This is a genomic window from Christiangramia fulva (genome assembly GCF_003024155.1).
GTDB classification, from domain to species: domain Bacteria; phylum Bacteroidota; class Bacteroidia; order Flavobacteriales; family Flavobacteriaceae; genus Christiangramia; species Christiangramia fulva.
On sequence record NZ_CP028136.1, the window covers coordinates 3,648,930 to 3,670,118 of the forward strand.

Consider the following 21,189-nt stretch of genomic DNA (forward strand, 5'->3'; position numbering starts at 1 on the left):
ACTTTTTAAAATTTTGCATTAAAACCAAAAGTGAAAGTTCTTGGTCTTGGATAAGCAGTATAGTCTATACCGGCCGTAGGCAAACCATTAAGAGGTGTTTGAGTATTAACTTCAGGATCTAAACCGCTGTAACCGGTTATCACAAAAAGGTTTTGTCCATTCAAATATAATCTTAAGTTATCCAGGAAAGAATCTTGTGGCAAAACAAAAGTATATCCTATCCCGGCACTTTGCAGACGTAAGAAATCTCCTTTTTCAAGGAACCGTGTTGAAACATCGGGAGCATTCGCAGGAGATTCTCCATTTGTCAATACATCCTGAGTCACATTTCGACCTCCATTTATACTACCTGCGGTAAAGAAGGCATTTGCGGTGTTATTATAAATATAATGTCCAAATTGCCCGGCGAAAAACAATGAAGCATCCCATTGCTTATACTCAGCTCTCGTGTTTATACCGATATTTGTTGTAGGTAAAGCACTTTTTCCTACGAACACCTGTTCATCTCCGTTTGGATAAATGGAAAGTCCATTTTCATCAAAACCACCAAATTCTCTTAAATAATAAGAAAATAATGGTCTACCTTCTGCTAATAATTGAGCAAAAGCTCCTGTTAAACCCTGACCGGAAATTTGAGCAGTTTCGATTAATCCGTCAAAATTTTTCAGCTCATTATCATTATAGGAAATATTAAAACCAAAATTCCAGAAAAAATCTGCATTATCAAAAATATCGTAATCAATAGCAAATTCGACCCCTTTATTAATAACATTTCCATCAATGTTCTCGAAAGCAAATGGTGCAGGAGCTGGTTGTGCCTGCTGCGCCATTAAAAGTAAATCTTTTGTGTCCTTATGGTACACATCTATACTACCTGATAATCTATCATTGAAGAATCCAAAATCAAGACCAATATTTGCTTGTGTTGTTTCCTCCCATTTTAGATCAGGATTGTTAAATCCGGCATTTGCAAGACCACCTCCGTTTATATTTCCACCGTTGTCAATTCCATATCCACTTAATACCCTTCGGATGGTAAAATTACCATAACCTAATCCATCCTGGTTTCCAGTGATTCCATATCCTAATCTTAATTTCAAGGTAGAGAGCGTTTCAGAAACGAAATCTTCCTCGTCAATTTTCCACGCGAAAGCACCTGAAGGGAAATAACCATATCGGTTATTAGGTCCAAATTTAGAGGAACCATCTGCTCTCAAGGTAAAAGTGAATAAGTACTTATCCATTAAGGAATAGTTCAACCTTGTGAAGAAAGATTGTAGTTCATCATAGTTATCAAATACACCACTCGTAATTGCCTTTAATGATATATCTGAAGGCGCCGTGAATTCCTGACCTCTATATATTTCAGGAAATAAACCATCTGCAAAAAAACCAGCATCACTATAATAAAGTTGCTGATAAGACTGGTCTATAGTTCCTGCCAGAGCATCAAGATCATTCCTAAAGCTGGACCGCATTGCGTCTAAATTTGTAGTTCCGAATCCAAAACCACTGGCGTAACGGCCTTCCCGATTGAATTTTTGATAAGAATATCCTAACAATGCGCTAAAATTGGAATTTTCGAACTCTTTCTCATAATTTAGAACGAAATCAAAAAGTGTGTTGGTATTATCCAAATCATTAATAAATCCTCTTCCATTCCCTGGAGTACCGTTTGTTAGTCCAGAAATATCTCCAGAGATTACCGCGGTTTTTTCAGAACTTGATTTGTCATAACCAACTGTTACTTTAGCGTTCAAGTTTGATAAAATATCGTAATCTGCTGAAAAATTTAATAATACCCTGTCTGTATGGGTGATATCACTTGAATATTCCAGTAAGCCCAATGGATTAATCTGGCCGCCTCCTACTTCAAATGTTGGATCGGCAGGCCATGTTGGATTTGCATAATAAGTTGCACCCAACAAATCTCCGGTAGAACCGGCATTATTACTAATAGGTGCTGCCTGGTCATTCACCCTTGAAATTGTAGATTGTAAACTAAGGTTTAATTTATCATTGAAAAACCTTTGATTTGCATTTATTCTTCCGGTTATACGCTCCATATCAGAATTCTCGACAACCCCCTCAATATCATTATAGCCAAAAGACACCCTCACATTTCCTGAATTATAGTTATTCATATAGGAAAGTGCGTGATTTTGTGAAATTGCTGTTCGTGTAATTACATCCTGCCAGTCAGTATCGGCTCCAAAATCCTGGGCTTCTCGATCTCCTCCATATTGTTCAATGGCATTTAAATATTCTTCGCGATTTAAAAGATCGAATTTATTGGCAGGCTTAGATAGGGCAACGGACGCATCATAACTGAAACTACTTCCCTGAACACCTTTACCAGATTTAGTTTGAATGATCACAACTCCATTAGCTCCACGGGAACCATAAATTGCGGTAGCAGAAGCATCTTTTAAAATACTTATACTTTCTATATCACTAGGGTTTATGAAATTGAGAGGATTTCGAGCAGAACTTGATCCGAATCCTAAATCACCAGTACCTGCCGCAGTATCATCTCCAGCTAAAGGCACCCCGTCCACTACAAATAATGGGTTATTATTTGATCTTACTGAAGTAGTTCCCCTTACCCGAAGGGCCACTCCGGCTCCTGGTTCCCCGCTGGCCTGAGTGATCTGCACCCCAGCAGTTTTACCCTGAATAAGTTCTTCAGGAGAGGAAATATTTCCTTTATTAAATTCCTCAGCAGTTACCGAAGCTACAGCACCAGTTGCATCCCGAACAGTTGTTTGGCCATATCCAATAAGGACAACCTCTTCAAGTTCAGAAGCATCAACCGCTAGATTAACATTAACAACGGATCTTCCATTTACATTTACTTCCTGCGTTTCATAACCGATAAAACTTACAACAAGAACAGCATCACTAGGGACATTGTTCAAAGTGTAATTTCCATCAAAATCGGTAGTAGTACCATTAGATGTTCCCTTTACGGCAACTGTTGCACCGGGAAGCGGACCACTTTCATCTGTTACTGTACCCGATACAGTTTGCGCTTTTGCCATGCTGAAACCCAAAAAGATTAAAGCATACAAAAGGCTCCTGAAAATAATTTTTCTCATAAGATTTAGTTTTAGTTTGGAATAGTTTAATCAAAGCTCACAACAGCGACTAATTTATATAAATAATTGTTAATAAATAAAGATCTACGTAAAAAATTCAAGAAAACGTTTTCGTAAAAAAAGCATATATACCTATACAAATCTTAAAAAATCCGGTTTTAATTTTAAAATAGGTAATGAATCTGGAATAAAGAATAAATTTTAATCTTTATAATGATCCAGGATAAATTCGGGAGGCTAATTTCGTGAAATTAGTTTAAAAAAAAAGTTAATAATTCTGGCATTTTTATTTTCACAGTTCGTGTGCTTTTATGTACATCAAATTGCCAAACCTCCGATCTAACAGGTAAACTGGCAGCAGCTTCATCCTTCATCACTCCTTCACTTCGTCACTCCTTCACTCCTTCACTCCTTCTCCGGCATTATAAAAAAAAGAGGCTGCCTGTATAGACAACCTCTTCTATTTTAGAAACAGGGAAATTATTTCTTCCCTTCCATTTTATCTTTAAGTGCCTGAAGATCGGCATTTACATCACCAATAGTGGTTTTGTCATTGCTTTGTGCTGCCGCTTTTTTAGCAGCCTGCTTAACAATTTTCTGCTCTTCTTCTTTGTGAACAGTCATGTGAGAAGCTACCACTCTTTTGAATTCTTTGTTGAATTCAATGATTTGGAATTCGGCTTCTTCACCTTTCTTCAGTTTACTTCCGTCTTCTTTTTCAAGATGTCTCTGAGGTACAAAAGCAGTGATATCTTCATTAAAGTCGATAGTCGCTCCTTTATCTACGATCTCACCAATTTTAGCTGTATGCTTGGTTCCAACCGCGAATTCTTCCTCGTACTTATCCCAGGGGTTGTCTTCGATTTGTTTGTGACCAAGGCTCAATTTTCTGCCTTCAACATCCAATTCAAGTACAACTACTTCAAGCTCATCTCCTACATTACAGAATTCAGATGGATGCTTGATCTTCTTAGTCCAGGAAAGATCAGAGATATAGATTAGTCCGTCGATTCCTTCTTCCAGTTCTACGAACACACCAAAATTGGTGAAGTTACGCACGATACCTTTGTGTTTAGAACCAACAGGATATTTAGAAGTTATATCTGTCCATGGATCTGGAGTCAATTGTTTAATTCCAAGAGACATTTTTCTGTCTTCTCTGTCAAGAGTAAGGATTTGAGCTTCAACCTCATCACCAACATTTACGAAATCCTGAGCAGATCTCAAGTGAGTACTCCAGGACATTTCAGAAACGTGGATAAGACCTTCAACGCCTTCAGCTACTTCGATAAACGCACCGTAATCTGCGATCACAACTACTTTACCTTTCACTTTATCACCTACTTTAAGATTTTCGTCAAGAGCATCCCATGGGTGCTGGCTTAATTGTTTAAGACCAAGTTGGATTCTTGTTTTAGACTCATCAAAATCAAGAATTACCACATTCAATTTTTGATCCAGTTCAACGATCTCATTTGGATGGTTGATCCTTGACCAGCTAAGATCTGTAATGTGAACAAGTCCGTCAACACCACCAAGGTCAACAAATACACCATAAGATGTGATGTTCTTAACGGTACCTTCAAGTACCTGACCTTTTTCAAGCTGACTAATGATCTCTTTTTTCTGTTCTTCGATATCGGCTTCGATAAGCGCTTTGTGAGAAACTACCACGTTCTTAAATTCATGGTTGATCTTCACAACTTTGAATTCCATGTTCTTACCAACGTAAGCATCGTAATCACGAATAGGTTTCACGTCTATTTGTGAACCTGGAAGGAAAGCTTCGATTCCAAAAACATCTACGATCATACCACCTTTGGTACGACATTTAATGAATCCGTTAACCACAAGACCTTCATCATGTGCTTTGTTCACACGGTCCCACGCCATAATAACACGGGCTTTACGGTGAGAAAGGATAAGCTGACCGGTTGCGTCTTCACGAACATCGATCAATACCTCAACTTCATCTCCTACTTTAAGATCTGGATTATAACGAAATTCGTTTAGAGAAATAACTCCTTCACTCTTCGCGTTTATATCGATAATTGCGTCACGGTCGGTGATATTGATCACTTTTCCGGTCACAACTTCGTCGTCTAAAGTGTCTACGAAATTCTCTTCAACCAGCTTTTCAAATTCTTCCAGCTTTTCATCATCGATAGGATCAATTCCTTCTTCATAATTATGCCAGTTGAATTCTTTTAGGAATTTTTCAGGACTTTCCTGTTGTTTTTCGGGTTCAGGTTGTGAATCGGTATCCATACCTGCAACATCCTGTACTTCAAGTTCTTCAGTAGAATCCTGAACTTCTTTGTTTTTTGTTTCTTCAGCCATTACTGACTATAAATTTTGTATTCTGAGTTTCTCCGGAAATCTTTCAGCAAAAATGAAACACAGAAGTGATTTTACAATTTTGATTATCAAACCTTTTTTGGATTTCCGGTCTTCTGCCAAAAAGGAGTGCAAAAATAAGATTATATAAAATAAGCTGCAACTAATATTCCAATTAATTGCAGCTATTCAGGTAATTTTCAAGTATTAAGAATTTACTTCTTTTATTTTATCATTTGCAAGTTTTAAGACTTTTTCAAATTGTTCCTCCAAATTCATGCGAGAATTGTCAAATTCAACCGCATCTACAGCTTTCCGAAGTGGGGAATCCTCACGGGTAGAGTCAAGAAAATCGCGGTCTTTGACGTTTTTAAGTACCGCTTCGTATTCAATATTATCGCCCCTCTCCTTCAGTTCATCATAACGTCGTTTTGCCCGTTGTTCGGTAGAAGCGGTCATGAAAATTTTCAATTCTGCCCCAGGAAAAACCACTGTCCCAATATCACGCCCATCCATAACAATACCTTTATTTTTTCCCATTTCCTGTTGCTGTTTTACCAGCATTTTACGAATTTCAGGTATCGCAGCCACCTGGCTTACGTGTTTAGAAACATCCAGATAACGAATTTCTTTTTCCACATTTTCATTATTCAAATAAATTTCTCCATAACCAAGGCTATTATTAAAGACAAATTTAAGGTTGATGAAAGGAAGATGCCGAATGATTGCCTCGCGGTCAAAATTACCATCGGCCACAAAAACCTTGCGCATCATATATAAGGTAACGGCACGGTACATCGCGCCGGTATCTACATATACATATCCAAGCTCCCTGGCCAGCTTCTTTGCTACGGTACTTTTGCCTGTTGACGAAAATCCGTCTATTGCAATTGTTATTTTTTTATCCATTCAATTTTTTCTGCGCAGGTAAAGGTACTTTTTTCTTTATAAAATAAGAATGAAAAAAGGCCGGCTAAAAGGGCGGGGTTCGGATAACTAAATTTGGTCGCGATTCTAAAGCCTTTGATATTTAATGCTTTAGGTTCGTTGTCAAATTCCGATTGCCTCGTATTTCAGCTTTCAGGCAGCATTCGTAATTTTATAATTTTTTAGCATTCTTCACCTTTTCATCGGTAATGGCGATATCAATTACCTCGCTCATTTCCTTCACATAATGAAAAGTAAGACCTTCGAGATATTCATCTTTTATCTCTTTAATATCCCGGCGGTTATCTTCACAAAGAATGATCTCTTTTATACGAGCTCTTTTGGCAGCGAGTATTTTTTCTTTGATCCCCCCTACCGGAAGCACTTTTCCCCGAAGTGTGATTTCACCGGTCATGGCGATACTCTTTTTCACTTTTTTCTGAGTAAAGAGGGAAACCAGGGAAGTAAGCATTGTGATTCCCGCACTCGGACCGTCTTTTGGTGTTGCTCCTTCGGGCACGTGGATATGCACATTATATTGATCGAAAATCGAAGGAATTATTCCTAATCTTTCAGCATTCGCCTTGATATATTCCATGGCGATGGTGGCAGATTCTTTCATCACTTTTCCAAGATTCCCGGTAATGCTAAGGTTTCCTTTTCCTTTAGAGAGAATAGATTCGATAAAAAGAATATCCCCACCAACGCTAGTCCAGGCTAAACCTGTAACCACACCGGCAATATCGTTGTTTTCGTATTTATCCCGTTCCATTTTCGGACTTCCCAGAATCTCGATCACATCTTCATTGCTGATCTTAACATTGTACTCCTCCTCCATCGCAATATTTTTGGCGGCATAACGAACCACCTTTGCGATTTGCTTTTCGAGGCTTCGAACCCCAGATTCTCTGGTATATCCCTCGATGATTTTCTCGAGTTGTTTTTTACCAATTTTAAGATGTTCAGCTTTTAAACCGTGTTCTTCAAGTTGCTTGGGTAATAAATGTCGTTTGGCGATCTGAACTTTTTCTTCAATGGTATATCCGGTCACATTGATGATCTCCATACGATCCCTTAACGCAGGCTGAATGGTACTTAAAGAATTGCAGGTCGCGATGAACATCACTTTGGAAAGATCAAATCCCATTTCCAGGAAATTATCGTGGAAATCATGATTTTGCTCAGGATCCAGCACTTCCAGTAAAGCTGAAGACGGATCTCCGGAATTACCAATGGCAAGTTTATCAATTTCATCGAGTACGAAAACCGGGTTACTGGTTCCGGCCTTCTTCAAACTCTGAATGATCCTTCCGGGCATTGCTCCAATATAGGTTTTTCGGTGTCCGCGAATCTCGGCTTCGTCACGTAAACCTCCCAGAGAAATTCTTACATACTCCCTGCCTAAAGCTTCAGCTATAGATTTCCCAAGAGAAGTTTTACCAACCCCCGGAGGCCCGTAAAGGCAAAGAATTGGAGATTTCATATCATTTCGCAGTTTCAGCACCGCGAGGTATTCAATGATCCTTCGTTTTACGTCATCGAGACCATAATGATCGCGATCGAGTATTTTTTTCGCCCTTTTAAGGTCGAATTTGTCCTTGCTGAATTCATTCCATGGAAGATCCAGGAAAAGATCCAGATAATTACGCTGAATAGAATATTCGGCAACTTGAGGATTCATTCGCTGCATCTTGGAAAGTTCCTTTTCAAAATGCTCCTGAACGTCTTTACCCCATTTTTTGTCTTTGGCGCTTTGCCTCATTTCTTCAATCTCACCCTCATGAGAAACCCCTCCAAGTTCTTCCTGGATGGTTTTCATTTGCTGGTGAAGGAAGTATTCGCGTTGCTGCTGGCTCATATCGCTCTGCACCTTGCTCTGGATATCATTTTTGAGTTCCAGTTTCTGGTATTCAGTATTCATATGTTTCAGAGTGGCCAGGGCGCGCTCTTTCAAATCGTTCATTTCAAGCAGGGCCTGCTTTTCTTCCACAGAAAGGCTCATATTAGATGAAACAAAATTGATCAAAAAGGAGTTGCTTTCGATATTTTTAATCGCAAAAGAAGCCTCAGAAGGTATATTCGGACTCCCCTTTATAATTTGCAGCGCGAGATCTTTAATTGAATCTATAATAGCTGAGAATTCCGCATTTCCCTTTTCAGGTTTGGTTTCAGGCATTTCGGTGATCGTGGCATTCATATAAGGCTGCTCGGTAACGATCTGGGTAATTCTAAAACGTTTTTTCCCCTGGATGATCACTGTGGTATTTCCATCGGGCATCTTTAAAACGCGTAGAATACGCGCGACAACTCCTACTTTATTAATGTCTTTCCCGCTGGGGTTTTCTACTTCCTCATCTTTTTGAGAAACCACCCCAATGATCTTGCTTCCGTTATTCGCTTCATTTATCAGTTTAATAGATGCATCTCTTCCCGCGGTAATTGGAATAACCACCCCAGGGAACAATACCGTATTTCTGAGCGGAAGTATGGGCAGGGTTTCGGGGAGATTTTCTCGATTTATTTCTTCTTCGTCTTCAGGGGTCATAAGAGGAATTAATTCTGCATCCTCGTCCATTCCCTGTAATGACAAACTGTCAATATCTGTAAATTTTGTTTTCGCCATAGCTGTTTTTAAGTCAAACTGTCACAGAATCCGGATTCTTCCAAATTCGATTACATTCTCAAAAGTCCTGATTTATAAGTGAATTCCAAACTTTTGCTGATTTCTATTTCATTTATTCAATTCCTATGCCATGCTTTTTTTTAAAATAATTTTTCAAAACTGTAACAATCGTAACTTAAGCCCATCTTTATAGTAGAAACTAAGTTTTAATTGACACAAACCATCACACATATCAATGAACTAGTTGACCGTTGCCGCCATGGCGATCAACGGGCGCAAATGGAAATTTATGAACGCTATCATAAAGCTATGTACAATACCGCTTTGCGAATAACCAGGCACCCGGCTGAAGCCGAAGATGTAATGCAGGAAGCTTTTTTAAGCGCTTTCACAAAAATTGAAAGTTTCCAGGGTACCTCAACATTTGGCGCATGGCTCAAACGAATTGTGGTAAACGAAAGCATCAGCGCCTATCATAAAAAAGAAAAACTGAGCGAAGTGAGCTACAACGATGAGCTTAAAAATGAAGTGGATGATGGAGGCCTTGCTTTAGATAGCGAAGATAGAAACAACGAAAAGGTTCGTATTATCCTTTATCAGATGGAAAAGCTGAAACCAAATTACCGGCTTGCACTTACCCTCCACCTGATAGAAGGTTACGACTACGATGAAATTTGTGAAATTATGGATATTTCTTATGCTAATTGCCGCACAACGGTATCCAGGGCCAAAGAAAGTCTGAGAAAAAATTTGCAGCACTATGAAAACTAACAAAAATATGGAAGAGCTTTTCGAAGACCTCAACTTCGATATAGAAGAGCCACATAGCGGACACCGGGAGCGCTTCCGCAGAAAACTGGAAAAGCAATCGGGTTCTTCCAGAAAGTCTAAAGTAAGAAAGCTTTGGAATCCTTTTATGGGCATTGCAGCAGGCTTTCTGTTCGCAATATTCCTGGCCGGCCAATTCTTTGGAGATGATCTTCAGACTAAACAGGCCGATTTGGCAAGCATTTCTCCTGAAATGAAACAAACACAGGAATTTTATACAAGCGTGATTTCCAAAGAACTGAGTTCCCTTGCTGAAGAAAAAACTCCAGAAACCGAAGCTATTGTTAATGATGCGCTGAAACAAATGGAAAAACTGGAGAAAGAGTATGAAGGACTTAAAAAAGACCTGCATGAAAGCGGTAATGATAATCGTGTAATCTATGCTATGATCCAAAATTTCCAACAACGAATTGACTTATTGAATAGCGTTCTCGAAAAAATTGAACATATCAAACAACTAAAAACAAACACCCATGAAAACAATATTATCTAGCTTAATCTTTATGGCGGTCCTGGGGCCAAGAATATCGATCTTCCCTCATAGCCTTCCTGAAAATGAAAGGCAGAAGAATTCTGTAAAAGAGGCTAAACACACCGAAGAAAAGAAAATAAAAAAAGCCTTTAATGTAAGCGCTACGAGTGACCTTACTATTGACAACTCCTATGGCAATGTAGATGTTACAACCTGGGATGAGAACCGGGTGGTGATAGAGGTGACTGTAAAAACCAGTGGTGATGATGAAGATAAAGTAAAAAGTAAACTTGATAATATTTCTGTAGATTTTGAACAGAATTCTTCTGGTGTCATTGCTAAAACACGCTTTTCTAAAGAAGGGAAATCATGGTGGAAAAGCCTTTTTGAAGGTTTTAACAACGTAAACATGGAGATCAATTATGTAATCAAGGCTCCGGTTCAAAACAATCTCCACCTGAGCAACGATTACGGCGGAATCTATATAGACAAAACTTCAGGAAATACAAAGATCAACTGTGATTACGGAAAAATAGATATTGGGGAGCTGCATGGAGATTCAAATTATCTCAATTTCGACTATTCCAGGAACAGCCATATTGGTTTTGTAACTAACGCTGAGATCAACGCCGATTATTCTGATTATGAAGTGGGAGAAGCGAGTTCTCTTAAGGTAAATGCAGATTATACAAATTCGAAGATCAACAAGGTTTCCCGTATGCAGTTTTCCTGCGACTACGGAAGTCTTACTTTAGACAAGGTAAAAATACTTCGTGGAAATGGCGATTACCTAACCACCAAGATCAACCGGGTATTTACTTCAGTAGATGTAAATATGGATTACGGATCCCTAAGTATCGAAAAGATCATAAAAGGCGCAAGGGAAATAAATATTAAAACCGATTATACCGGAGTGAAAATTGGATATGACAATGAGATGGCATTCCAGTTCCAGGTAAAAACCTCATACGGAGATATTAGCGGCCTGGATGGTTTAAATGTAACCAAAAGGAGAAAAGAAAACACCAGCAACGAAGTTTCAGGCTATTATGGTTCTGAAAACGATGGCGCCATAATTAATATTTCAACCAGCTACGGCAATGTAAATTTCAATAGAAAGTAAATCATCAATCAAAATAAGAAAATCATGAAAAAAACAATTTTAATCGTCACAAGCCTGTTATTAGCTTTTTCATCGGCAAATGCACAGTGGTGGAGTAAAGATAAAGTAAAAGGAAACGGAGAGGTCATTACTAAATCACGCAGTGTTGGAGACTATGATGGCGTTCAGCTTGTAGGCTCAATGAATGTTGTACTGGTTTCAGGCAATGAAGGAAATTTGAAAATCGAAGCTGAAAGTAACCTGCAGGAATATATAAAAACCGAGGTTAAAAATAATGTCCTTAAAATTTCTACTGATGACGATGTAAACATCCATCCGACAAAAGAAATAAAAATCACTGTTCCGTTTCGGGATATTCACGAAGTTTCTATAACAGGCTCCGGGGATATTTGGAATGATGACGTGATCAAAGCCAATAACTTTAAAATGCAGGTAACCGGTTCAGGTGACATTCTGCTTAACGTGGATGTGAATGATCTTAAAGGGCAGATCACAGGTTCAGGTGACATCAAATTAAAAGGAAGGGCCCAGGATCTGGAATGTAAAGTGACCGGAAGCGGCGATTTTAAAGCCTTTGATCTTAAAGCTGAAAATGTGGAAGCTAAAATTTCAGGTTCAGGAGACATTCAGGTAACCGCGACTGAATCTTTAAAAGCTTCTGTTGGAGGCTCCGGAGATGTTGTTTATAAAGGAAATCCTAAAAAAGAAGATTTTAATACTTCAGGTTCGGGGAGTGTTTCTTCTTACTGATTATAAAATATTTGAAAAGGCTGCCCGGAAATGGATTTTCGGGCAGTTTTTTTATGCAATAACTTTTTTGGGAACCCTTAATAATAAAAGTACTCCCGCAATAAAAAAGATAACAAGAAAAAGAATGGAATACCTGATGCTGCCAGTGATCTGCGCCACAAAACCATACATGAACATTCCTATTACAATTCCTATTTTTTCTGAAACGTCGTAAAAGCTAAAATAGCTTGCGGTATCAATCGCATCTTCAGGCAACATTTTTGAATAGGTCGATCGGGATAAAGATTGAATCCCTCCCATTACCAGTCCGACCATAGCCGCGGCAAAATAAAACTGGACGGGAAGTGTAATAAAATAGGCATACCCGCAAATGGCTATCCACACAAGGTTTATCCAAATCAGTATCTTGATATTACCATATTTTACCGCCAGACGAGAAGTAAGGGTCGCCCCGGCCACAGCTACTAATTGTATAAGCAAAATACTCGTAATTAGCCCGGTAGTAGGATCCTGCTGACCCCATTCAAGTTCTTCAATTCCAAAATAAGTAGCCACCAGCATTATTGTTTGAACCGCCATGCTGTACACAAAAAAAGCGATCAGGTATCGCTTCAGTTGGATATTTTCCTTTAAAGCATGCCATATTTTTTTTATTTCGCGGAAACCATTCAAGAAGACATGCCGGGAAATTCCTGATTTTTTATTTCCCTTCGGAAGATAATGATAGGTATACTGGCTAAAGCCAATCCACCACAGGCCTGTAAGCACAAAAGAAAGTCTCGTGGGAAAAGCTTCACTTTCAAATCCGAATTTCTCATAATTGAGGATCATGACCAGGCAAAGAATAAGTAGAAGAACACTTCCAATATATCCAAGGGAAAAACCTTTGGCACTTGCCTTGTCCTGCTGATCGGGAAAGGCGATATCAGGCAAATATGAATTATAAAATACAAGACTTGCCCAAAAACCTATTAACGCAAGAAAATAACAAAGTAAGCCAAACCAGAGAAATTCGAGGCTGAACCAGTATAAACCTATACACGAAACAGCCCCAAGGTAACAGAAGAATTTCATGAAATTCTTCTTATTTCCCACAAAATCGGCTATTCCAGACAGCAAAGGACTTAAAAAACTAACCAGCAAAAAGGCAGATGCGGTAACATAACTTATGAGCGAATCATTATTAAATGAAATTCCTAAAAACTCAACGGTATCTTTGATTTTATTTCCATTTTCATCTTTTACAATGGTAAGTGCTCCATAGAAAATGGGAAAAACAGCTGAAGAGATCACAAGGCTGTACACGCTATTGGCCCAATCATAGAAGGCCCAGGCCTGAATTAATTTTTTACTTCCCTTTGGTAATTTCTTCATTCCCTAAAAATAGAAAAAGCCACTGAAAACAGTGGCTTTTCAAATGTATTTTATGTAAAGTTATTCTTTGAAAGAGGTTACTCCATATTTTTTAGCTTCAGCTTTTGCTTCCGGTGCCCATTTTTCAAGATTATTGATCCTGGTTTGGTTTGAAGGGTGGGTGCTTAAGAATTCTGGCGGAGCCTGTCCACCGCTTTGTTGCTGCATCCTTCTCCACAGATCCGCTGCTTCATCAGGGTCATACCCGGCAATGGCCATTAAGGTAAGGCCAATCCTGTCGGCCTCTGCTTCGTGCCTTCTACTAAAAGGTAGCATTACTCCCACCTGAGTGCCCAAACCATAAGCCTGGGCAAAGATCTGTTGAGTTTGTTCACTTTTTCCGCTTAAGGCAACACTACCTGCAACAGCACCTAATTGTTGCAGCTGGGCTGCGCTCATTCGCTGTGCACCGTGATCGGCCAGGGCGTGAGAAACCTCATGTGCCATCACTACTGCAAGGCCTGTTTCGTCTTTTACCACTGGTAAAATTCCTGTGAAAACAACTACTTTACCTCCAGGCATGGCAAAAGCATTGACTGCCGAATCTTTAACAAGGTTGAATTCCCATTCAAAATCATTCATAAATCCCTGGTAGCCATTGGCATTCAAATACCTTTCTGCCGCATTTACGATTTTGTTTCCTACCCGTTTAACCATTCGGGATTCCTCGGTGCCGGTAACCACCTTATTTTCATCAAGAAACTGGTTATATTGAGCGAAAGAGGCTGGAAATAACTGGTCATTACTAACGAAATTCAGAGTCTTTTCACCCGTGAAGGGGTTTGTTTTACAAGCCACCAATAAAAGCAGCATGCTAAAGGCTATAAAAATTTTTCTTGGTTTCATAATTGTTTGTTTAGTGATTTAAATTTACAAAAGCTAAACTCCGGCTCTTCAGCGTTTAAGTATGATTTAACAAATAACATGTTTCAAAAACAATACCATTGTTCATATTCCCTGTGTTTACAGGGTTTAAGCTTCCCTTCAATTTTATTACTTTTGAAAAGCCTAAGTTTGTCGATATCTTAAAATATGACTAAAGAAAGCAGAGATAAGCTTCCAGTTCAGCGATTACTGGTTCCCTCTTATATTCTCAAAATTTCAAAATTCCTAACCTTTCTTTCCCCATTTCTTGCCAGTAGATTTGCCGCCAGACTTTTTCTAACACCTTTTAGATATCCGCTTCCGGAAAGGGAAAAAGAAATGGATAAAAATTCTGCCCAATCCATGAGACTGGTGCCCGCTATAAACCGGGAAATTGTGGTATATGAGTACGGCAATTCCACCAGAAAAATCCTTCTGGTTCATGGCTGGAGTGGCCGTGGAACACAGCTTGCAAAGATTGCAAAACATCTTTTAAAAGAAGGTTTCGCCGTGGTGAGTTTTGATGCCCCCGGCCATGGAAAAGCTCCGGGTAAAATTAGTATGATGCCTTTTTTTATTAAAAGCATGCATTTTCTGAATAAGGAATATGGCCCTTTTGAAGCTGTTATAGGTCATTCTTTGGGAGGAATGTCTTCCCTGCGGGCTATTAAAGAAGGATTTTCCACCAAAAAGCTTGTTATTATAGGTACAGCTAACAGCGTTACAAGAATAAGTCGTGATTTCGCAACAACTATGAATATGAACCATAAGGTCGCAGAACTAATGAAATCTTACCTCGACCGGAAATTTGGTGAAGACATGGAAGAATATTCCGGGGCGGTTTCAGCAAAAACTTTGAAATTACCTGTCTTAATTATCCATGATGAGAAAGATGTTGATGTGCCGGTAAGCGATGCTTACGAACTTCATGAAGCACTGGAAAATAGTGAAATTTTTATCACACACGGACTGGGGCATCGTAGGATCCTGGGAAATGAAATTGTAATTAACAAAATCACAACTTTCATCACGGCATAATCTTTGTATTTTTAAGAAAAATAAATTATGAAAAAGATACTTTTCATTGCCGTTTGTGCAATTTTCCTGGGATGTAACGGAAATGCTCAAAAAAATTCTGATTCAAAAGATCAGAAGAAATTTCCTGTGACAAAATCAGAAGCCGAATGGAAAAACGAACTTTCCCCTCAGGAGTATGCCGTTTTAAGAGAAGCCGCTACAGAAAGGGCTTTTTCGAGCGAATTGCTGAAGGTGGATGAACCGGGTACTTTTGTTTGCGCCGCGTGCGGAAACCCTGTCTATAAAGAAAAATATAAATTCGATAGCGGTACCGGCTGGCCAAGTTTTGATCGTCCCATTGATGGCGGGGTTGCTTATGGCAGAGACTCAAAATTGGGTTTTGAACGAAAGGAAGTCCATTGCGCAAAATGTGGAGGTCATTTGGGCCATGTTTTTAACGACGGTCCACCAGAAACCACAGGAAAAAGACATTGTATAAACGGAGTGGCCTTAAATTTTATTCCTGATGACAAATAAAATGAAAAATTATAAAGTACATAAAACCGAGGAGGAATGGAAAGAAGAACTTTCTCCTGAACAATTCCGTGTTTTACGGCAAAAAGGCACCGAAGCTCCCCACACCGGTAAATATAACCTTCATTTTGAAGATGGAACCTATAAATGTGCCGCTTGCGGAGAGCAGCTTTTTGAAAGCGATTCCAAATTTGAGAGCAGTTGTGGCTGGCCAAGTTTTGATAATGCGATTGAAGGCAAAATAGAATATGTACAGGATCGAAGTTTTGGAATGATCCGTACCGAAATCCTTTGCGCCAATTGCGGCAGCCATTTAGGCCATGTTTTTGATGATGGCCCTACCGAAACAGGCCAGAGATATTGTGTAAATTCTGCAAGTATAGATTTTAATAAATAACCTAAAACTTTTAATTATGAAGAAGATATTATCACTTTTAGCATTAACCTCCATATTGTTTATTTCCTGTACAGGTGATCCGGGCCCTCCTGGCCCTCCCGGTCCTCCCGGTGAAGATGGCCAGTATATAGTAGGCCAGGCTTTTGAAGCGACTGTTGATTTTACCGATCCAAATTATTCGGTGTTTGTTGATATCCCAGCTGGAATTGAGGTGCTTGACACCGATATTGTGCTCGTGTACCTTCTTGAAAGCGTAGATGACCAAACAGGTGCCGATGTATGGAGTCTTTTACCTCAAACATTTTATTTAGATGGAAGCGGAGAAGTGCAATATAATTATAATCACACCTCAAGTGACGTAAATATTTATCTGCACGGAAATGTAGACCTGAGTACTTTAGGACCAGCTTTTACAGATAATCAGACCTTCAGACTGGTAGTTTTACCTGCAGATTACGCTCTGAATTCTGGAGTAGATATCAATAATTACCAGGCGGTAAAAGCTGCGTTAGATCTTAAAGACGCGAATCTTCCCGTTGCCCACAGCATGGATAAATAAGCAAAAGCTTAACCCTATAAAGCCCTATCCTTACGGAGGGGCTTTTTTTATTGCCTTTTACCTGCCCTTCATCCTTTTAGTTTAGCCTATAATTGCTTAAATTCGCAACTTCTGAAACAGATTCAAAACATACCATAATGAGTAAATACGATGTTATTGTTCTTGGTAGTGGCCCTGGGGGCTATGTAACCGCTATCAGGTCTTCGCAATTAGGATTCAAGACGGCCATCATAGAAAAAGAAAACCTCGGTGGGGTTTGTCTCAACTGGGGATGTATTCCTACCAAAGCACTTTTAAAGAGTGCCGAAGTTTTCGATTATCTTAAACATGCCGAGGACTACGGTCTAAAACTTGAAAAAGCCGATAAGGATTTTTCCGCGGTAATTAAAAGAAGCCGAAATGTGGCCGATGGAATGAGCAAAGGTGTTCAATTCCTGATGAAGAAGAATAAAATTGACGTTATTTACGGTTTTGGTAAACTGAAAACTGGCAAAAAGATCGAGGTTACCGATAAAGACAATAAAAAAACAACCTACGAAGCCGATAATATCATCGTGGCTACCGGCGCCAGGTCTCGTGAACTTCCAAATCTTAAACAGGATGGAAAAACCGTGATTGGTTACCGCGAAGCGATGTCTATGGAAAAACAACCAAAGAAAATGATCGTAGTAGGCTCCGGTGCCATCGGTGTTGAGTTCGCTCATTTCTACAACTCAATGGGAACTGATGTAACCATCGTTGAATTCCTGCCAAACCTTGTGCCTCTTGAAGATGAAGATGTTTCGAAGCAATTCGAAAGAAGCGTGAAGAAAGCGGGAATTAAAGTGATGACCAATTCTTCAGTAGAAAGCGTTGAAAAATCTGGAGACAAGGTTAAGGCTAAAGTAAAAACCAAAAAAGGAGAAGAAACTCTTGAAGCCGATGTGGTTCTTTCGGCGGTTGGTATTAAAACAAATATTGAAAATATCGGTCTTGAAGAATTAGGTATAAAAACCGAAAAAGATAAGATCGTGGTGAACGATTTCTATCAAACCAATGTAAAAGGAATTTATGCCATTGGTGATGTGGTTCACGGGCCGGCTCTCGCGCACGTCGCTTCTGCAGAAGGGATCATTTGCGTGGAAAAAATAAAAGGAATGAATGTTCAGCCGCTTGATTACGGCAATATTCCCGCCTGTACCTATGCTACTCCCGAAATTGCTTCAGTAGGGATGACCGAAAAACAGGCAAAGGAAGCCGGTTATGATATTAAAGTTGGAAAATTCCCATTTTCTGCATCTGGTAAGGCAAAAGCCGCTGGAAAATCTGATGGTTTTGTAAAGGTGATCTTCGATGCAAAATATGGCGAATGGCTGGGCTGCCATATGATCGGCGCCGGTGTAACCGATATGATCGCGGAAGCGGTTCTTGGCAGAAAACTCGAAACTACGGGCCATGAAGTACTAAAAACCGTTCACCCTCACCCAACCATGAGTGAAGCGGTGATGGAAGCCGTAGCCGATGCTTATGATGAAGTAATTCATTTATAGAACTTAGATTTTAGAAGTTAGATATTAGAAAAATCCCCGTGTGAGAAATTGCCGGGGATTTCTTATTTGGAAATTTAACAGTGAAAAAAAGCTATAAGTAGTAAGCTTTAAGCCTAACGCCCTTCACCTGAATTAATAATTATCGTAATTGGTAATTCTCTATATTCTGATTTATTTAGAAGCAATCTCAGGATTCCGGAAGTAGATCCAGATAGCAGAACTCAGCGTCCCATTTTTTAACTTTAGAAGGAAAAGATTGCCTTTGCCTCTCTCCTATCCTAAAACTAACTGGTTTTGTAAAAATAGGTCCGTCAAAAACAAAGCTGTGAAATTCGCCATTTTCACCACAGGGATCAACATTTTCAGGCAATTCAGAAATAAATTTCTGGTCAATGATCCTTCCGCAGAATATGTCATCCAGATATTTTGAATTGGTACAAACACAAATCGCTTTAAATCCCAGGGAAATAAACTCATGTATTAATTCGGCCGTATCTTTTTTCCAAAGTGGAAAAACCGCTTTAATATTCTCTTTTTGTAACTGGGATTCCCGATATTCTTTAAGATCTTCTAAAAATATATCCCCAAAAATACTATGCGTTAATCCCTCGTTTTTAAAACGCCCGATCTGTTCGTCCATTTTTTGATTGTATTCTTCTAAGGAAGATTCGGTAGAAATATCAGCAATTTGTAGGCCTATTCCAATGCTATCCGCCTGAGCGAGCAACAACTCCTTTTTTATATTATGCATGGAAATCCTTTTCGAGGCAGCGTCAACAGTGGTGAAAAGTTTTTCAACCTTCAAAAGATTTTCCTTCTGAATATAATAATAAGCCAGGGCTGAATCTTTTCCACTACTCCAGTTCAACCAGGCTTTTTTCATTCTGGATCGTTTAGAAAACTTTGTATGGCAAGTTCATAACTCTGCAAACCAAAGCCGAGAATTACACCACGGGCACCAGACGAAATATAAGATTTATGCCTGAATTCCTCTCTGGAAAAAGTGTTGGAAATATGTACTTCTACTACCGGTATTTTAATAGCCTTTACCGCATCCCCTATTCCCACCGAAGTATGGGTATAAGCTGCGGCATTTAAAATGATACCATCAAAATCTTCATCGGCTTTCTGGATCGCGTCTATAAGTTCTCCTTCAATATTGCTTTGATAATAGGATAGCTCAACAGATTTAAACTTGAATTGGAGTTCTGAAAAGAAACTCTCAAAATCCTTATTCCCATAGGTGTCTGGCTCTCTTTTGCCTAAAAGGTTCAGATTTGGGCCGTTTATGATTATTAATTTCATATCGTAAAGATATTTTAAATTAAAAGATAAAAAAAGCGGGCAAATGCCCGCTTAAGTTATTTATTGATTTCTCTTTTTACAAACCAAATTCAATTCCCAGATTAACAGAACTTATAGAACCACCGTTCCTACTCACCCCCGAATAAGAAGCGATAAGACCGATGAGGCCAAAATCATAACCTACTTGTGGACGGTAATAGAAGCCACCATCGTTTCCGTCATCAATTCCAACTGCATAGCCCAGATCAGCACCCAGGAAAAAGGCGTCACCCACTCCCAGACGGCCAGAAGCGGCAATGGGTAAGAATTGAATGTTGTCAAAATTATCTGAATCTTCCGGGAAGAAATTAGAATAGCCGAGCATAGGTCCCACCGAAAAAGAATCGGCTACTGCAAATAAATACGCCACGTCAGCTCCAAACTGAAGATTCGAAAAATCTGAAGCATCACCAACAGGAATACCTAAATTCAAGCCGGCTTTAAAACCCTGAGAAAATCCAGAGGTAGTTGCACAAAGAATCAGTGCTACTAAAACGATAAATTTTTTCATAATTAATTGTTTTTTAGTTTGTTACATATCTAATGTACTGATTAAATCAATCGGAACTTCAAAAGAATCTATAATACTTCACTATTTCATTGTTTCATCATCTAAATATCAAATTTTCAAATAAAAAAAGGAGCGAAAATTTCTTTCCGCTCTCTGATTTTCATAGGTATATTCTAAAACTTAAAATTCAAATCCAACGCCTAGTTGAAAGCCATTGTTTTTAACGGCATCCTCGTCCCAATTACTGCTATCAAAAGCATCGGTGAATCCTTGTACATAACGACCGTCTAAAAAGAAACCATTATTAAATTTATAGCTCAGGCCTGCTGCACCGGCAAATTCAAAGCTACTTGCCATATCGGTATTGGTCTCTGAATTTAAAAGCGTTCCGCTGTAATCATATTTTTCATTTACTAAAAAATTGAAAGACGGACCTGCTTCCAGTGCTAAACCATCTACAAGATAAAATTTAGCAAGTACAGGTACCTGAATATAGTCTAATTGGTATTCCCCTGTGTAGGTATTACCCGCAACAGTTCTTGTAGCTTCTGTTCCCTGAGTGGAATATAGAACTTCCGGCTGAACAGAAAAACGATCTCCGGCAGGAATTTCTGCCAGTAAACCAATATTAAAACCCGTACGGGAGTTTGTCTCATCAAAACCATCTGAGGTCATATTGGTGAAATTTACGCCACCTTTAATCCCAAATTTCCAGTATTCCTGAGCATTTACACTAGCGCCTATTCCAAATAACGCGATTGCAAATAATAAAACTGTCTTTTTCATCACTTTTGGTTTTTAAATTCAGGTCAAATGTAGGGCTCACCCTGTTAAAAAAATGTTAGGCTAGGCTAAAGTATTGC

Annotated in this window: 19 protein-coding genes; 9 read left to right on the forward strand and 10 right to left on the reverse strand. The window is 39.1% G+C overall.

Annotated elements, in window-relative coordinates:
* Positions 1-5: 5 nt before the first annotated feature.
* From C7S20_RS16375 to lon, 4 genes are all read right to left on the reverse strand, one after another.
* Positions 6-3,098, reverse strand: coding sequence for a SusC/RagA family TonB-linked outer membrane protein (locus C7S20_RS16375; protein WP_107013482.1), 3,093 nt, complete (start codon positions 3,096-3,098; stop codon positions 6-8).
* Between the two features lie 480 nt (positions 3,099-3,578).
* Positions 3,579-5,438 carry a 30S ribosomal protein S1 gene (gene rpsA, locus C7S20_RS16380; RefSeq protein ID WP_107013483.1) on the reverse strand — a complete coding sequence of 620 codons (1,860 nt, stop codon included), beginning with the start codon at positions 5,436-5,438 and terminating at the stop codon, positions 3,579-3,581.
* A 204-nt stretch (positions 5,439-5,642) separates the two neighbouring features.
* The gene (gene cmk, locus C7S20_RS16385) at positions 5,643-6,344 is read right to left on the reverse strand and encodes a (d)CMP kinase (protein WP_107013484.1); all 702 of its coding nucleotides are present in this window, start codon (positions 6,342-6,344) and stop codon (positions 5,643-5,645) included.
* Between the two features lie 190 nt (positions 6,345-6,534).
* Positions 6,535-8,985: an endopeptidase La gene (lon, locus tag C7S20_RS16390; RefSeq protein WP_107013485.1), complete on the reverse strand. Its 2,451-nt coding sequence runs from the start codon at positions 8,983-8,985 to the stop codon at positions 6,535-6,537.
* A 210-nt stretch (positions 8,986-9,195) separates the two neighbouring features.
* Between lon and C7S20_RS16395 the strand changes: the two genes are divergently transcribed.
* Genes C7S20_RS16395 through C7S20_RS16410 form a run of 4 tightly spaced genes read left to right on the forward strand, consistent with a single transcriptional unit; the run spans position 9,196 to position 12,158 of the window.
* The gene (locus tag C7S20_RS16395; protein WP_107013486.1) at positions 9,196-9,756 is read left to right on the forward strand and encodes an RNA polymerase sigma factor; all 561 of its coding nucleotides are present in this window, start codon (positions 9,196-9,198) and stop codon (positions 9,754-9,756) included.
* Positions 9,746-10,306, forward strand: coding sequence for a hypothetical protein (locus tag C7S20_RS16400; RefSeq protein ID WP_107013487.1), 561 nt, complete (start codon positions 9,746-9,748; stop codon positions 10,304-10,306). Before C7S20_RS16395 ends, C7S20_RS16400 begins: the two co-directional genes overlap by 11 nt.
* Positions 10,287-11,408, forward strand: a complete 1,122-nt coding sequence (locus tag C7S20_RS16405; protein WP_107013488.1) for a DUF4097 family beta strand repeat-containing protein — start codon at positions 10,287-10,289, stop codon at positions 11,406-11,408. Before C7S20_RS16400 ends, C7S20_RS16405 begins: the two co-directional genes overlap by 20 nt.
* A gap of 24 nt (positions 11,409-11,432) precedes the next feature.
* Entirely contained in the window at positions 11,433-12,158 is a 726-nt protein-coding gene (locus C7S20_RS16410; protein WP_107013489.1) for a head GIN domain-containing protein, read from the forward strand.
* Positions 12,159-12,209: 51 nt separating this feature from the next.
* Here C7S20_RS16410 and C7S20_RS16415 read toward each other — a convergent pair whose 3' ends face one another.
* The gene (locus C7S20_RS16415; RefSeq protein WP_107013490.1) at positions 12,210-13,532 is read right to left on the reverse strand and encodes an MFS transporter; all 1,323 of its coding nucleotides are present in this window, start codon (positions 13,530-13,532) and stop codon (positions 12,210-12,212) included.
* Between the two features lie 60 nt (positions 13,533-13,592).
* Positions 13,593-14,417, reverse strand: a complete 825-nt coding sequence (locus C7S20_RS16420) for a M48 family metallopeptidase (RefSeq protein WP_107013491.1) — start codon at positions 14,415-14,417, stop codon at positions 13,593-13,595.
* A gap of 186 nt (positions 14,418-14,603) precedes the next feature.
* On the opposite strand from C7S20_RS16420, the gene C7S20_RS16425 reads away from it, so the two are divergent.
* From C7S20_RS16425 to lpdA, 5 genes are all read left to right on the forward strand, one after another.
* Entirely contained in the window at positions 14,604-15,473 is an 870-nt protein-coding gene (locus C7S20_RS16425; RefSeq protein WP_107013492.1) for an alpha/beta fold hydrolase, read from the forward strand.
* Between the two features lie 27 nt (positions 15,474-15,500).
* Entirely contained in the window at positions 15,501-15,989 is a 489-nt protein-coding gene (gene msrB / locus C7S20_RS16430; RefSeq protein WP_107013493.1) for a peptide-methionine (R)-S-oxide reductase MsrB, read from the forward strand.
* A 1-nt stretch (position 15,990) separates the two neighbouring features.
* The gene (gene msrB / locus C7S20_RS16435; RefSeq protein ID WP_107014281.1) at positions 15,991-16,383 is read left to right on the forward strand and encodes a peptide-methionine (R)-S-oxide reductase MsrB; all 393 of its coding nucleotides are present in this window, start codon (positions 15,991-15,993) and stop codon (positions 16,381-16,383) included.
* A gap of 16 nt (positions 16,384-16,399) precedes the next feature.
* Positions 16,400-16,942 (forward strand): dihydrolipoamide dehydrogenase, encoded by a 543-nt coding sequence (locus C7S20_RS16440; RefSeq protein ID WP_107013494.1) that lies wholly within the window; start codon positions 16,400-16,402, stop codon positions 16,940-16,942.
* 137 nt (positions 16,943-17,079) lie between these two features.
* Positions 17,080-18,471 carry a dihydrolipoyl dehydrogenase gene (gene lpdA, locus C7S20_RS16445; RefSeq protein ID WP_107014282.1) on the forward strand — a complete coding sequence of 464 codons (1,392 nt, stop codon included), beginning with the start codon at positions 17,080-17,082 and terminating at the stop codon, positions 18,469-18,471.
* A 187-nt stretch (positions 18,472-18,658) separates the two neighbouring features.
* On the opposite strand, the gene C7S20_RS16450 is transcribed toward lpdA, so the two are convergent.
* The 4 genes from C7S20_RS16450 to C7S20_RS16465 all read right to left on the reverse strand — a co-directional run bounded on the left by C7S20_RS16450 (position 18,659) and on the right by C7S20_RS16465 (position 21,112).
* Positions 18,659-19,354 (reverse strand): Dph6-related ATP pyrophosphatase, encoded by a 696-nt coding sequence (locus C7S20_RS16450; protein ID WP_107013495.1) that lies wholly within the window; start codon positions 19,352-19,354, stop codon positions 18,659-18,661.
* A complete protein-coding gene (aroQ, locus tag C7S20_RS16455; protein ID WP_107013496.1) occupies positions 19,351-19,776 on the reverse strand; it encodes a type II 3-dehydroquinate dehydratase in 426 nt (141 codons plus the stop codon). The genes C7S20_RS16450 and aroQ overlap by 4 nt, the downstream gene beginning before the upstream one ends.
* 76 nt (positions 19,777-19,852) lie before the next feature.
* Positions 19,853-20,326 (reverse strand): hypothetical protein, encoded by a 474-nt coding sequence (locus tag C7S20_RS16460; protein ID WP_107013497.1) that lies wholly within the window; start codon positions 20,324-20,326, stop codon positions 19,853-19,855.
* A 180-nt stretch (positions 20,327-20,506) separates the two neighbouring features.
* Complete coding sequence (locus C7S20_RS16465) at positions 20,507-21,112, reverse strand: porin family protein (RefSeq protein WP_107013498.1); 606 nt, start codon at positions 21,110-21,112, stop codon at positions 20,507-20,509.
* Positions 21,113-21,189 lie beyond the last annotated feature (77 nt).